Genomic DNA, 13,380 nt, shown 5'->3' on the forward strand with positions numbered 1-13,380 from the left:
AGTGTGAGCGCTGAGATTCTGCGGTGTGACACCCGACGCCTTCCCGGCTAAAGCCAGTCCTACGGTTTGGAACTCCAGAGTCTTCCCGGCTAAAAACCGGTCCTACGGGTTAGAACTCCAGCCTGTCTTACACGTTGGGGACTGCTGTCGGGCTGCAGGTCTGACGGGGTTATCGCCCTGGCACCAACTTCAATACCGCCTCGCTGTTCCCCTCCACATCCTGTTCGCTGAAACGCTGCGGCACGTATTCGCCGTTGATGTAGCGCGTTGCCTGATCGGCATAGTGTTTGTCGAAGAGCACGCCGCTTTGCCCGACCGGGTTGATACCCAGCGCGTGTGCCGGGTCGGCGAAGTCGATCAGTCGTCGCGTCGAAGGCCCATAACTCACAGGCCATGGCGCATTGCCGATGCCGGCCGAGAGGTTGTTCGGCACTTCATGGGTGCCCGGTGCAGCGAACGGGCCGACGTTGAACAGCATGTCCAGCGGCGGCTGACGGCCCAGCGGATGTTCGTGGGTCAGCGTGTGCGCCTTGCCCCAGGTCCATTCGTCCGGGTTCACGCCGTAGAGAGATTTAAGATGCGAAACCGTCGCATGCCAGGTCACTTTCACGGTGTTGTCCCGGCTTTCGGGTTCGTTCGAATTGCGATTGTTCCACCACACAGAATTCGCATCGGCGGCCAGTCGCGGCAGCGCCATGTCGATCATTCGGGTTGACAGCAAGGTCGTGAACAGCCCATCGCCCAGTTCGTCATGGAACGCCTGATCGCTCAGATTAAACAGGAACTGGTTGAACAGCGTGGCCCCTACCGAATCCACCGGGTAGTCACCCTTCCAGGCTGCGAGGCGCTCGATCAGATCGTGCTCTTCGGGATCGCTGATGACTCGGCGCAGCACCGGAATCAGTGGCGTCAGGATCTGCGCTGCGTAGTCAGTCGTCGTGCCCAACTGTAAGGCTTTACTCTTTTCCAGCGTCCACTTCACCTCAGGGTCGCTCAGCTGTTTGTCGAGCTGACGGCCGCGCTCGGCAAGGTTGTAATAGCCTGGAATTTCGATGCCGGTCGGCGAGACCGGCTGGAAATTGGCCGAGACGATATAGCCACGTGCAGGGTTTTCTTCCTGCGGATTGGCTGTGAAGGGGTAAAAGCCGTTCTTGTCGGCCTGATCGCTGCTGCCGTCGAGTATGAAAGTCGGATTCACGCCCGCCGGACGTACGGGCAACTGAGCGGCGGCCCACCAGCCGATGTCGCCGTGGGCATTGGCGTAGACCACGTTGAGGCCCGGTGACTGGATCTTTTGAGCGGCAGTGCGCATCTTTTCCAGCGTGTCGGCGCGGTTCGCCTCGTAGAAGCCCTGAAGGATCGGGTTCTCCGACTCCAAAAATGACCACCACATCGCAACAGGCGTGTCGGGCGCTGCGTTGCCGAGCGCGTCATTGACGATCGGACCGTGTGGGGACTGACGCAACATGAACGTGACAGGCGCCTGGCCTTTGACCTTGATCTGCTCCAGGCGCGATGTCATGTCCGCCCAGGCGCCGTGATACCAGACTTGACCGGGATTGTCGGAATTGGTCTTTTCGGCGATCAAATCCAGGTCGTCGTTCTGGAACATGGTCAGGCTCCAACCGAAATCCATGTTGTGGCCCAGCAGCGCGAAGGGGTTGAGCGCCTGAAAGTGACCATAGAGCTCGAAACCGGGCGCCGAGAGCTGCGCCTCGTACCACACCGCGGGCACTGAAAAGCGAATATGCGGATCACCCGCCAGCAGCGGCTTGCCACTCTGTGTACGACTGCCCGACACGGCCCAGGCATTGCTGCCCTCGAACTGCGGCAGGCCGGCTTTTTCCAGGGCCTGATGGCTCAGCAGCGCAAGATCACCCAAACCTTGCCAATCCCTGTCGCTCAAGACGGCTGCCTGCGTCAGCGCGCCGTCGGGCTGCCAGGGCTGGTCGAAAACCTTGAGGTAATCCGGGCCGAGCCGATCACGCACGAACGTCATCAACGGTTCGGTGCGAAAAGCTGCTGCAAAGCTGTAAGCCAGATAACCGCCGATACTCAGCGTGTCCTGCGCCGTGAACGGACGCTTTTCGATGCCCAGCACGTCGAACTCAATGGGGCTGGAATGCGTGTCCTGATACTGGTTCACGCCATCCAGATAGGCCTGAAGTGCTTTCCACGCCGGGGTGTTCTTGTCCTGGCGGGCAACGTACTCGTCTGCGTGCTCGCGAATACGCAGGCTGCGGAACAATTTGTCGTTATTCACCAGCTTCGGACCGAGGATTTCAGCCAGCTCGCCGCGCGCCAGCCTGCGCAGGATTTCCATCTGAAACAGGCGATCCTGCGCATGCACGTAGCCCAGCGCGCGGTACAGATCGTCTTCGTTATCGGCCTTGATATGCGGCACGCCGCGCTCGTCGTAGCGCACGCTGACCGGCGCGTTCAAGTGCGCCAGCTTCATCTCGCCGTCGCGCACCGGTTGCTTGCTGTGGACGTACCAGGCGCCGCCGCCCGCCATGAGGACAAGCGCGACGGCAATGACGTAGAAACTGCGTTTCATGCGGGACTCAAAAAAGGATCGAGAAGGATTGGCAGGCTACAGATTTGTCGCCTGGCTGGGTAGAAGGTGATCACCGGGAGCGTCTTCGTGCGCTGGATTAATCGCGCCGCGTGCAGGTTGTGCCAGGTGGTTATTGCATTAAGCTGAGCCGACGTCCTAGAGAGTCCCGAACCATGCGCATCCAATCCTGCAGGCTTACGATCCTTTTGCTCCTGCTTTCGGCTCAGGCGTATGCCTTCACTGGGCCCAAGCCGGGTGATGTGGTTGAGGTCACGCTTGATCAGGTCCATCCCACGCAGGCGGTGATCGGCTTCGATCAGGTCTATTACAAGCTGGAGCGTTTCGCCAAAGACCGGCAGGCGCTGTTCGACGAGATCTGCGAGAGCAATGGCCAGGTCAAGGCCCGGCCGGTGAGTGAGTCTGCCGACCCTTTGAAGCCGGAAAGCTTTGCCTGCAAGGACGAGCCCAATGCCCATCCGCAACAGATGAAGACCGTGGTCGTGGGCCCGGGCGGCGATTTTTATCTCACCGACGGACACCACACGTTCAGCGCGCTGTGGGAACAGCCCGGCGCAGGTCCGCAGATGAAAATGAAGGTACGCATCACCGATGTCTTCAGCGACAGCGCCGACATGCCTGCCTTCTGGGCGCGCATGCAGCAGACACACAAGGTCTGGCTCAAGGACGGCAACGGTCAGGCCATTGCTCCCGACCAATTGCCGGCCCATGTCGGCCTCAAATCCATGCAGAACGACATCCTGCGCAGCATTGTTTACTTCGTGCGTGGCGCTGCTTACGACAAGCCAAAGGCAGGCGAGGTGTCGCCCGAGTTTCTGGAGTTCTACTGGGCAGACTGGCTGCGTGACCGGCTCAAGTTGGCGGACTTCAACCTCAGCGAGCGCAGCGGCTATCACCAGGCATTGCAGGCAGCGAGTGATCTGATGGTCAAGCCGCCGTCGAGCAAGTCGGTGGGCGGCGGCATGACGGCCAGGCAGCTCGGTGGATTCAAGTCGGTCAAGCGCAAGGTCCTGACCAGGACCGCCAGTGAAAAGCTGCCCTATGTGATCGACTACAAGAGCACGCACTGACCACGGCAGGGCGTTTCAGTCGGGGGGTTGCCATGGGCAGTAACACCCCACGGCCATAGTGTGTGTGGCATTGACCGGGCGATTGGCGCTGAGCGCTTGAAGAATGGGCTCGACGAAGCTGTTCTGTGAATTGCACACCAACCCCTCGCTGTAAGGGCCGAAATACGCCAGTTTGCCTTGGCGATCCCAGATGGCAATGGCCGGGCTGGATGTCATTCGCTCGGCGCCGGGCAGGTGGCTCAGCGGTTTGATCGCGTTCAGCGTGACCGGCAATTGCCCGCGAGTGCCTGGTTTTTGCACCGCGTAAAACGCCACGCCGCCGACCCCGGCGTAATGCGCGACCAGTTCGCTCAGATGCTCCTGATTACCGACGTTGCACGGGCAGGCAGGGTCCCAGAAATGCACGACACGGATCGGTCCGGGGCCGGCAAGCTCTGGCGGTAGCCTCAAGCTGTCCCCGGCGAACAAGGCGGTCGTGTCACTGAACGTCCGAAGGTATCGACCCTCAAACCACGTGAAGCCAAGCCACAGAACTGCCGCGCAGGCGAGGGCGATCAGCGCGATTACAGTGCGGCGTCGAATGCGGGAATGAGCAGTCATGAGGCGGCTTCGATTTGGATGCCGTAGCTTGCCACGCCTTGACGGACAGAAGAAACTCGCAAGCAGCGGCGCCCCCCAAACCCTAAACCTGCCTGATCTGGAATACCGATGTCCGACTCGTTCGACCCCGATCACCTGCGCGCCGGGCTTCAGCCGCTCAGTGCGAACCTGGCGCTTTCCGAAGAAGGTCTGGCGTACCAGCGTTTCTACAACATGCTGGGGCTGGGCCGCGAGGGTGCGGTAAACAGCCGGCTGGGGCGTTTCGAAATTGGTGGCTATGAAATCGTCACTCAGCTGTGGATGCCAGAGCGGCCTGTGGCTACCCTCGTGCTGGTGCATGGTTTCTACGATCACATGGGGCTGTATCGTCACGTCGTCGAATGGGCGCTGGAGCTGGGATTTGCGGTGATTTCCTGTGACTTGCCAGGCCATGGCCTGTCCAGCGGAACGAGGGCGAGCATTACTGATTTCGCCGAATACCAGCTGGTGTTGGAGCGTCTGTTCGTCGAAGCCGCCACGCTGCAGTTGCCCAAGCCATGGCATCTCTGCGGGCAGAGCACCGGCGGTGCGATCGTCATCGATCATCTGCTCAGTCGTGGCAATGAAAGTCCGGCGCAAGGCCAGTCTATTCTGCTAGCGCCTCTGGTGCGCCCGCGTGGCTGGACGTTGTCCAAGGTCAGCTATTACCTGCTGCGCGCTTTCGTAAAAGGCATCGACCGGCGTTTCAGCGAAAACTCCAACGCGCCCGCTTTTCTGCCGTTTCTGATGGCCGACCCACTGCAGCCCAGGCGCTTGCCGACCGCGTGGGTCGGTGCGCTGGCCAAGTGGATCGAACGCATCGAAAGCGCGCCGCGCAGCCGTCGCAGCCCTTTGATCATTCAGGGCGAGTCGGACATGACGGTGGACTGGAGCCACAATCTGGCCGTGCTCAACGACAAGTTCGAGCAGCCGCAAGTATTCATGCTGCATGAGGCGCGGCATCACCTGGCCAATGAGCTGCCGGAATTGCGGGCGCAGTTTTTCGAGTTTCTGACGCAGCGGATGAAGCAATCCTGATCGCCGTGCGTTGAAAGGTTTCGGCGTGCGGCGTTACTTCACGTTCTGGCCGACCGCCAAGCCTGCACGGATCGCGGCCAGAGCGGCCTGATAATAAGCCTTGCCTTCGCTGGATTCGGCGAACGTGGCGAACTCATCCAGCTCCGCATCGGACAAGTCCCGGTAGACATACAGCAGCGTGTTGTTGAGGTCATTGCCGATCTGCGCCATCAGGCGCTGGCGCTGGCCGTCGAGCATGGCCTGGGTCGAGCCGCTTCCCATCAGTCCCGGAATCATCGAACTCAGGCTGTCCGCAGCAACGCCGGCGATGGCCAGGCTCACTTCGGCGCCAGCCTCGCGGGCGGGCAGGGCGTTGGCCAGGTGGCCGATAATCAGCGTGCGATTGTCATCGGCCTGAATGTGCGGAAGTCCCTGAGCGTTTTTGGCCAGTTGATCGGGGCGGGTTGCCGTCAGCTCGGCATTGACGATCTTGCGGCCCAGCGGCGACTGGAAAAACTGCAGTGCGGGATTGGGGTCTTGCAGGCTCTGGCGCAGCTTCTGTTCGGCGCGCTGATCCATCGCTTGCGCGGCAAACCGCTGATTGCTGTTGTTGACCAGTGCATCGAAGACCGCTGGCGGCAGGCTGTTGCGGTAGCGCTGCTGCGCGGCTTTGAGGGCGTCGGTGAAATGCGCGCGCTGTTCTGGCCAGCCGGCGACCTTGTACAGCTGGTCGTGGCCGTCTGCCCAAACGGGCATGGTGCAGAACATCAACAGCAGGAAAAACAGACGGCGCATTAGAGACTCCTGTCGGCAGGCCGCTATTCTCGGCGGGGTGGCGGGGATTTGTCGAGTTAACAGTTGCCAGACCCCAAGAAAACCCGTGGGTTCGGCCGTTTTCGTGTCGGTGTGCGGCGGATTTTCCCCGGTGACAAAATATTCTTGTTCCGGCAGACCGCGGGCTCTGTCGGATTCACCGGCGTATGGATACTATGCGCGCCATGCTCATATCCCCCGATCACCCGTTGCTGTTGCGAATCGTCGACGACCTGGCCGAGCGTGGCTGGTCGCAGCAGAACATCTTCCTGCCCGACAGCCTGACCCGCGAGCTGGCGCTCGAGTGCCGCACGCGCGCAGCCGAAGGCGAGCTTGCGCCTGCTGCCGTCGGACGCGGGCCAGCACAGGAGGTTCGCGAGGGCATTCGCGGTGATCACATTCAGTGGCTGGAGGCCGGTCAGGCCGAGCCTTGCGATCGTTATCTGGCACTGATGGACAGCTTGCGTCAGGCCCTCAATCGCGGCTTGTTTCTGGGGCTTGAAGACTTCGAAAGCCATTTCGCGCTGTATCCGCCGGGCGCTTTCTACCGAAAGCACGTCGACCGCTTTCGCGATGACGACAAGCGCATGGTGTCTGCGGTGATCTACCTCAACGACGCCTGGTTGCCCGAGCATGGCGGTCAGTTGCGCATGTACCTCAAGAATGGCGTCGAGTACGACGTGCAGCCCACCGGTGGCTGTTTGGTGGTGTTTCTCTCGGGCGATATGCCACACGAGGTCTTGCCGTCCACACGTGAGCGCCTGTCGCTGACCGGCTGGTTCAGGCGCCGCGGCAACGATCCGCTGGAACTCTGACGGCTGCCGCTGCAACGGCATTGCCCGACGACGGCGTCTGCAAAAATGAAATCTTCTACATAAATCCGTTCGCCCGACGTGCCCATGGCTGGATAGCGCTAAGGTAAAGACCGTACTTGAGCGTTCCCTGCCTGCTGAGCCGAGCTTTCGTCAGCACTGAGCGCCTATAAAATCCAGAACGGGAGAGATCATGAAGACCTTATTTGCAAAAACTGCCTTCGCCGCACTGTTGCTGGGGGCTGCATGTGTGGCTCAGGCGGCGGATGTCCCGCGCACGCCTTCGCCTGCCGGGGCAGAGGTGTACATCATCTCGCCCAAGGACGGAGCGACGGTAAACGGCACCTTTAAAGTGCAGTTCGGTTTGAAAGGCATGGGCGTTGCGCCGGCGGGCGTCGATGTGCCCGAGACCGGTCATCACCACTTGCTGATCGACGTCAAAGACCAGCCTGACATGAGCGCACCGTTGCCCACCACCGACAACATTCGCCACTTCGGTAAAGGCCAGACCGAGACCGAGCTGAACCTCACCCCGGGCCAGCACACGTTGCAGTTGCTGGTGGGCGACAAGAACCACGTGCCGCTGAACCCAGTGGTTGAGTCGCAGAAAATCACGATCACCGTCAAATAAACGCGTCGGTCCTCGCCATCGCCAGGCACAAAAAAGGAGACCCGAAGGTCTCCTTTTTACGCCCGTCAACAGGGCTTAGAACAACACGCGGCTGCGGATGGTGCCTTTGATCTGCTGCAGCTTTTCTTGCGCCAGATCGGAGTATTCGGCGTCGACGTCGATCACCACGTAACCGACATTCTCGTTGGTCTGCAGGAACTGACCGGAGATGTTGATGCCGTTTTCCGCGAACACCTTGTTGATTTCGCTGAGCACGCCCGGAATGTTTTCGTGGATGTGCAGCAGGCGATGCTTGCCCGGGTGAGCAGGCAGGGCCACTTCAGGGAAGTTGACCGAAGACACGGACGTCCCGTTGTCGCTGTACTTGACCAGTTTTTCCGCCACTTCCAGACCGATGTTGGCCTGGGCTTCGGCAGTCGAGCCACCGATGTGCGGGGTCAGGATGACGTTATCCAGGCCACGCAACGGGCTTTCGAACTCGTCGTCATTGGAGCGCGGTTCGACCGGGAACACGTCGATGGCGGCGCCGATGAGGTGCTTGTCCTTGATCGCGCTGGCCAGTGCGTCGAGATCGACCACGGTGCCACGTGCGGCGTTGATCAGGATCGCGCCTTTCTTCATGGCGCGGATTTCGGTCTCGCCAATCATCATTTGGGTGGACGGCAGCTCAGGCACGTGCAGGGAGACGATGTCAGCCAGACCCAGCAGCTCATGCAGGCTCGGAACCTGGGTCGCGTTGCCCAGTGGCAGCTTGGTCAGTGGATCGTAGAAGAACACTTGCATGCCCAGGCCTTCGGCCAGAACCGACAACTGCGTACCGATCGAGCCGTAACCGATGATGCCCAGCTTCTTGCCACGGATTTCGAAAGAGTTGGCTGCGCTCTTGATCCAGCCGCCACGGTGGCAGGACGCATTTTTCTCCGGGATGCCGCGCAGCAGCAGAATCGCCTCTGCCAGCACCAGCTCGGCGACCGAACGGGTGTTGGAGTAAGGGGCGTTGAACACGGCAATGCCGCGCTCGCGGGCGGCGTTCAGGTCAACCTGGTTGGTGCCGATGCAGAAGCAGCCCACTGCGACCAGTTTCTTGGCGCTGTCGAACAGTTCTTCGGTCAGTTGGGTGCGGGAGCGGATACCGATGAAGTGAGCGTCGGCAATCTTTTCCTTCAGCTCGGCTTCCGGCAGAGACTTGGTGTGGTACTCGATGCTGGTGTAACCGGCGGCCTTGAGGACGTCGACTGCGGATTGATGGACGCCTTCGAGAAGAAGGAACTTGATCTTGCTCTTGTCGAGGGAAGTCTTGCTCATCTGCGTAAACCTGTGTCCCGGAGAAAAAATGGCAGGGAATGGTCAGCCTCAAAGCTGGCCGCACGGCGCAACGGCGCCTCCGCAGGTCGGCCTCAGGCACGTCTCTGCGGGGGCGGTATGCTAGCATATGTGCCCCGCTAAATACCCGCTCCTGCGACGTGAGCCGTTCTCAGGATCACCATGAATTGTTCGAGAGTTCTGTCGATGACACATCCTGCCCTGATTGATGAACTGAAGACCCTGGTTGAGCCTGGCAAAGTACTTGCCGACGCCGATTCCCTTGAGTTTTACGGCAAGGATCACACCAAGCACTTCGCGCCTGCGCCGATGGCAATCGTGTTCCCGAAGACCACCGAGCAGGTTCAGGCCATCGTCCGCTGGGCTAACGAACGCAAGGTCGCACTGGTGCCATCGGGCGGCCGGACCGGGCTCTCGGCGGCGGCCGTGGCGTCCAATGGCGAAGTGGTCGTTGCGTTCGATTACATGAATCAGGTGCTGGAGCTCAATCTCACCGACCGTACCGCCGTCTGCCAGCCTGGCGTGGTCACCAAGCAGCTGCAGCACCTGGCGGAAGAGAACGGCCTGTATTACCCGGTCGACTTCGCCTCGTCCGGTTCGAGTCATATCGGCGGCAACATCGGCACCAACGCGGGCGGGATCAAGGTCATCCGTTACGGCATGACCCGTAACTGGGTCGCTGGCATGAAAGTCGTCACCGGCAAGGGCGACATTCTCGAACTGAACAAGGACCTGATCAAGAACGCGACCGGCTACGACATGCGTCAGCTGTTCATTGGCGCCGAGGGCACGCTGGGCTTTGTGGTCGAAGCGACGATGCGTCTGGATCGCGCTCCGAAAAACCTGACGGCGATGGTGCTCGGCACCACTGACTTCAACGCGATCATGCCGGTGCTGCACGCCTTCCAGAGCAAGCTGGACCTGACCGCGTTCGAGTTCTTCTCCGACAAGGCGCTGGCCAAAGTCATGGCGCGAGGCGATGTCCCGTCGCCGTTTGCGACCGAGTGCCCGTTCTATGCGCTGCTCGAATTCGAAGCCACGACCGAAGAGGTGGCCAACCACGCACTGGAAACATTCGAGCACTGCGTCGAGCAGGGCTGGGTGCTGGACGGCGTGATGAGCCAGAGCGAGCAGCAGCTGCAGAATCTGTGGAAGCTGCGCGAGTTCATTTCCGAGACCATCTCGCACTTCACTCCTTACAAGAACGACATCTCCGTGACCGTCTCGAAAGTCCCGGCGTTCCTGGCCGATGTCGACGCCATCGTCGGCCAGCATTACCCGGACTTCGAGATTGTCTGGTTCGGGCACATCGGCGACGGTAACCTGCACCTGAACATCCTCAAGCCTGAAAACTTGAGCAAGGATGAGTTTTTCGCCAAATGTGCGACGGTGAACAAATGGGTGTTCGAGATCGTTCAGCGCTACAACGGCTCCATCTCCGCTGAACACGGCGTGGGCATGACCAAGCGCGACTATCTGGAGTACAGCCGCTCGGCTGTGGAAATCGAATACATGAAGGCAGTTAAAGCGGTGTTCGATCCGAACGGCATCATGAACCCGGGCAAGATCTTCGCGGTTTAAGCGACGGTTCTCACCTATAACAAGCCGATCTCGTATTCAGGAGCGCTCATGAGCTACCAGCACAAGTATGTCGACGGAACGAAGGTGCACTTTCCACTGGGCAAGGTCGTCTGCATCGGCCGCAATTACGCCGAGCACGCCAAGGAGCTGGACAACCCGGTGCCGACCGAGCCGCTGCTGTTCATCAAGCCCGGCAGCTGCGTCGTCGAGCTCGAAGGCGGGTTCAGCATTCCGCAGGATCGCGGTTCGGTGCATTACGAGGCCGAAATCGTGGTGCTGATCGGTAAGCCGCTGAGCAAGAATCCGAGCCGTGAAGAGGTGCTGGACGCCATTTCCGGCTTCGCACCGGGGCTGGATCTGACGCTGCGCGATGTGCAATCCCGTCTCAAGGAAAAAGGTCTGCCGTGGGAAATTGCCAAGTCCTTTGACGGTGCGGCGGTTATCGCTCCATTCGTCTCGGCGGACCGTTACCCTGACCTCACCGATATCGCCATTCGGCTGAGCATCAACGGTGAGGTTCGTCAGGATGGCAACAGCAGCCAGATGCTCAACCCTATCGTGCCGATGATTCAGCACATGGCCTCGCAGTTTTCCCTGCAGGCGGGCGACTTGATCATGACCGGCACGCCCGCTGGCGTTGGGCCGTTCAACGTCGGCGATCAGATCGTGCTGGAGCTGCCCGGTCACAGCCGTTTTGAAAGCGACGTGCGCTGATCGATCCGGCCCGGCCAGTAAAGGCCGCCTGCGAACCTGTGCAGGCGGCCTTTTTTGTTTTACCGGTTGAATGCCTGTTCCAGACCCACGCGTTGCCGTTTTTTTCACAAACGATCTGGATAATTCCTCGCCGACCGCGGCGCCGCGCTGTGCCCATGGACGTACTTTCTCAGGATTGCTTCGATGGCCGTTAATGCTCAAACGCTGACCCCAACCAAGAGCCGCCGGCGCATGCGCTGGGCGTGGTTACTGATCGCCGTTCTGGTGATCCTGGCCGGTCTGTCGTTCGCGTGGGACTGGAATGACCGGGGGCTGTTGTGGTTGCGTGAGCGCGGTGTAACGCCCGCCGAACGCGCGGCCAGCGTCTGGCTGCCGGATTATCAGGTCGACATCGACGCCAAGCCGTTGGCGGGGATGGAAAAGGACGAGGCGTCCGATGTGTCCTACGACCCGGCGAGCAAGACGCTGTATGCGGTCATGGGCAAAAATGCATTCCTGTCGCAATTGACCCTCACAGGCGATGTCATCCGCAAGATTCCGCTCGTAGGCTGGAGCAATCCGGAGGCCCTGGCTGTTCTGGGTAATGGCCAGATCGCGATCGTCGACGAGCGTCAGCATCTGGTGACTGTGGTCACGGTGACGCCGGACACTAAGACGCTGAACATTGCTGACTTCCCCAAATATGACCTTGGCCCTTCGAAGGATCAGAACAAAGCCTTCGAAGGGATCGCCTGGGATCCGCGCAACCAACAGTTCCTGTTTGGCGAGGAGCGGCCGCCGGCGCTGTACAGCCTGAAGGCTGACGTCAGCGGCAAAGTGGACGGCACGAAAAAGAAACTGATCAACGACAACCTCATCGTGCGCAACCTGTCCTCGCTGTATGCGCACCAGAAGACCGGGCATTTGCTGGTGCTGTCTGCCGAGTCGCACATGCTGCTGGAGCTGGACGAGAAGGGGAATCAGGTGAGCTTCATGACCCTGCTGCACGGCTTCAATGGATTGAGCGAGACGATCCCGCGCGCAGAAGGCGTGACGATGGATGAAGACGGCACTCTTTATATGGTGAGTGAGCCGAACCTGTTTTACTCGTTCAAGAAAAAGCAGTGACCTGACCGCACTGTTTTTTGTGTCCGCCGATGACCTCGGCAGCAGTTGTTAAGCCAGGCTTCATCGAAAAGTGGTATTAAAGCGGCCCCTTTTCGATGCTGAGCCATTCGCATGACCCGTCTGTCGCCTCTCAAGAGCGTCCTGCTCACCTTGCTCGTCGTCATTGTGCTTGCGGCTTTGTACTTCACCGCCCGCGAATACCGCGTCATCGAGCGGCTTTGGTTCAACTGGCATGTGTTCTGGCAATCCACCAACGCTCAGGCGCTGGGGCTTGATGAGTTCGAAGTGGTGGTCGAAGGCAAAGCCATTGAGGGGCTCGACGACGTTTCAGCACTCAGCTACGACCCGCAGCGCAAAACCCTCTTCACGGTCACCAATAAACACCCCGAACTCGTCGAGCTGAGTCTGGACGGGCAGGTGCTGCGGCGCATTCGTCTGACCGGGTTTGGCGATGCCGAAGCGGTGGAGTACATCAGCCCCGGCACTTACGTGATCAGCGATGAGCATGGTCAGCGTTTGATCAAGGTGCAGGTCGACGATGCCACCGTCGCCCTCGATGCCGGGCAAGCCGAGCAGCTGACGCTTGGGGTGGGCGCCGGCGGCAACAGCGGTTTTGAAGGATTGGCCTATGACAATCAGGGGCAGCGCCTGTTTGTGGCCAAGGAGCGCAAGCCGGTTCAGATCATCGAAGTGCGCGGCTTCCCCCGCGCCAATGCCGCTCCGACGAATATTCTGGAAGTCACTTCGAGCAAGCAGCGCGATGCCGGGTTGTTCGTGCGCGACCTGTCCAGTTTGCAATTCGATGAGCGCAGCGGGCATTTGTTGGCGCTGTCGGATGAATCGCGGCAGATTCTCGAGCTCGATACTCAGGGGCGGCCGGTGGCCAACGTGTCGCTGAGCAAAGGCAGCATGGGCCTTGAACGCAGTGTGCCCCAGGCCGAGGGCATCGCGATGGGTGATGACGGAACGCTGTACGTGGTCAGCGAGCCGAACCTGTTTTACGCGTTCAGGAAGAAATAAGCCGCTCAGTCACGCTTTGCGCGCGCATCGAACAGTGGCAGTGAGGCTGATCACGAAGGCTGTGTTGCTCAACTGCCACGGCGCGTGGAATCTGTTGAT

The 13,380-nt window shown here is 60.2% G+C and carries 12 protein-coding genes; 8 read left to right on the forward strand and 4 right to left on the reverse strand.

From position 1 onward, the window contains the following. Positions 1-169: 169 nt before the first annotated feature. Entirely contained in the window at positions 170-2,557 is a 2,388-nt protein-coding gene (locus QRN36_RS23695) for a penicillin acylase family protein (protein ID WP_285426271.1), read from the reverse strand. Between the two features lie 173 nt (positions 2,558-2,730). On the opposite strand from QRN36_RS23695, the gene QRN36_RS23700 reads away from it, so the two are divergent. Next, the gene (locus tag QRN36_RS23700) at positions 2,731-3,645 is read left to right on the forward strand and encodes a ParB/Srx family N-terminal domain-containing protein (RefSeq protein WP_285426272.1); all 915 of its coding nucleotides are present in this window, start codon (positions 2,731-2,733) and stop codon (positions 3,643-3,645) included. A gap of 15 nt (positions 3,646-3,660) precedes the next feature. Here the strand turns inward: QRN36_RS23700 and QRN36_RS23705 are convergent, their stop codons facing one another. Then, the gene (locus tag QRN36_RS23705; protein WP_285426273.1) at positions 3,661-4,245 is read right to left on the reverse strand and encodes a DUF6436 domain-containing protein; all 585 of its coding nucleotides are present in this window, start codon (positions 4,243-4,245) and stop codon (positions 3,661-3,663) included. A 108-nt stretch (positions 4,246-4,353) separates the two neighbouring features. Between QRN36_RS23705 and QRN36_RS23710 the strand changes: the two genes are divergently transcribed. Beyond that, positions 4,354-5,301 carry an alpha/beta hydrolase gene (locus tag QRN36_RS23710; protein WP_285426274.1) on the forward strand — a complete coding sequence of 316 codons (948 nt, stop codon included), beginning with the start codon at positions 4,354-4,356 and terminating at the stop codon, positions 5,299-5,301. Between the two features lie 33 nt (positions 5,302-5,334). Here the strand turns inward: QRN36_RS23710 and QRN36_RS23715 are convergent, their stop codons facing one another. Further along, the gene (locus QRN36_RS23715; RefSeq protein WP_285426275.1) at positions 5,335-6,075 is read right to left on the reverse strand and encodes a DUF2059 domain-containing protein; all 741 of its coding nucleotides are present in this window, start codon (positions 6,073-6,075) and stop codon (positions 5,335-5,337) included. Between the two features lie 194 nt (positions 6,076-6,269). Here QRN36_RS23715 and QRN36_RS23720 point away from each other — a divergent pair, with 194 nt between their 5' ends. Both QRN36_RS23720 and QRN36_RS23725 read left to right on the forward strand, forming a co-directional pair. Then, on the forward strand, positions 6,270-6,908 hold the full coding sequence (locus QRN36_RS23720) for a 2OG-Fe(II) oxygenase (RefSeq protein WP_285426312.1): 639 nt from the start codon (positions 6,270-6,272) through the stop codon (positions 6,906-6,908). Between the two features lie 190 nt (positions 6,909-7,098). Then, the gene (locus QRN36_RS23725; protein WP_093465658.1) at positions 7,099-7,536 is read left to right on the forward strand and encodes a DUF4399 domain-containing protein; all 438 of its coding nucleotides are present in this window, start codon (positions 7,099-7,101) and stop codon (positions 7,534-7,536) included. A gap of 75 nt (positions 7,537-7,611) precedes the next feature. On the opposite strand, the gene serA is transcribed toward QRN36_RS23725, so the two are convergent. After that, positions 7,612-8,841: a phosphoglycerate dehydrogenase gene (gene serA, locus QRN36_RS23730; protein WP_285426276.1), complete on the reverse strand. Its 1,230-nt coding sequence runs from the start codon at positions 8,839-8,841 to the stop codon at positions 7,612-7,614. Between the two features lie 204 nt (positions 8,842-9,045). Here serA and QRN36_RS23735 point away from each other — a divergent pair, with 204 nt between their 5' ends. The 4 genes from QRN36_RS23735 to QRN36_RS23750 all read left to right on the forward strand — a co-directional run bounded on the left by QRN36_RS23735 (position 9,046) and on the right by QRN36_RS23750 (position 13,281). Beyond that, the gene (locus tag QRN36_RS23735; RefSeq protein WP_177182166.1) at positions 9,046-10,440 is read left to right on the forward strand and encodes an FAD-binding oxidoreductase; all 1,395 of its coding nucleotides are present in this window, start codon (positions 9,046-9,048) and stop codon (positions 10,438-10,440) included. Between the two features lie 48 nt (positions 10,441-10,488). Continuing rightward, on the forward strand, positions 10,489-11,154 hold the full coding sequence (locus QRN36_RS23740) for a fumarylacetoacetate hydrolase family protein (RefSeq protein ID WP_093465647.1): 666 nt from the start codon (positions 10,489-10,491) through the stop codon (positions 11,152-11,154). Between the two features lie 183 nt (positions 11,155-11,337). Beyond that, complete coding sequence (locus QRN36_RS23745) at positions 11,338-12,261, forward strand: SdiA-regulated domain-containing protein (protein ID WP_285426277.1); 924 nt, start codon at positions 11,338-11,340, stop codon at positions 12,259-12,261. A 111-nt stretch (positions 12,262-12,372) separates the two neighbouring features. After that, positions 12,373-13,281, forward strand: coding sequence for an SdiA-regulated domain-containing protein (locus tag QRN36_RS23750; RefSeq protein WP_285426278.1), 909 nt, complete (start codon positions 12,373-12,375; stop codon positions 13,279-13,281). The last annotated feature ends 99 nt before the right edge of the window (positions 13,282-13,380 follow it).

The sequence above is a fragment of the Pseudomonas sp. efr-133-TYG-103a genome (assembly GCF_030209235.1).
Lineage (GTDB): Bacteria > Pseudomonadota > Gammaproteobacteria > Pseudomonadales > Pseudomonadaceae > Aquipseudomonas.

What these genes read in the sequence shown, in the direction of transcription:
- QRN36_RS23695 (WP_285426271.1), bottom strand. Translation starts at nt 2,557, where the DNA reads ATGAAACGCAGTTTCTACGTCATTGCCGTCGCGCTTGTCCTCATGGCG.
- QRN36_RS23700 (WP_285426272.1), top strand. Translation starts at nt 2,731, where the DNA reads ATGCGCATCCAATCCTGCAGGCTTACGATCCTTTTGCTCCTGCTTTCG.
- QRN36_RS23705 (WP_285426273.1), bottom strand. Translation starts at nt 4,245, where the DNA reads ATGACTGCTCATTCCCGCATTCGACGCCGCACTGTAATCGCGCTGATC.
- QRN36_RS23710 (WP_285426274.1), top strand. Translation starts at nt 4,354, where the DNA reads ATGTCCGACTCGTTCGACCCCGATCACCTGCGCGCCGGGCTTCAGCCG.
- QRN36_RS23715 (WP_285426275.1), bottom strand. Translation starts at nt 6,075, where the DNA reads ATGCGCCGTCTGTTTTTCCTGCTGTTGATGTTCTGCACCATGCCCGTT.
- QRN36_RS23720 (WP_285426312.1), top strand. Translation starts at nt 6,270, where the DNA reads ATGCGCGCCATGCTCATATCCCCCGATCACCCGTTGCTGTTGCGAATC.
- QRN36_RS23725 (WP_093465658.1), top strand. Translation starts at nt 7,099, where the DNA reads ATGAAGACCTTATTTGCAAAAACTGCCTTCGCCGCACTGTTGCTGGGG.
- serA (WP_285426276.1), bottom strand. Translation starts at nt 8,841, where the DNA reads ATGAGCAAGACTTCCCTCGACAAGAGCAAGATCAAGTTCCTTCTTCTC.
- QRN36_RS23735 (WP_177182166.1), top strand. Translation starts at nt 9,046, where the DNA reads ATGACACATCCTGCCCTGATTGATGAACTGAAGACCCTGGTTGAGCCT.
- QRN36_RS23740 (WP_093465647.1), top strand. Translation starts at nt 10,489, where the DNA reads ATGAGCTACCAGCACAAGTATGTCGACGGAACGAAGGTGCACTTTCCA.
- QRN36_RS23745 (WP_285426277.1), top strand. Translation starts at nt 11,338, where the DNA reads ATGGCCGTTAATGCTCAAACGCTGACCCCAACCAAGAGCCGCCGGCGC.
- QRN36_RS23750 (WP_285426278.1), top strand. Translation starts at nt 12,373, where the DNA reads ATGACCCGTCTGTCGCCTCTCAAGAGCGTCCTGCTCACCTTGCTCGTC.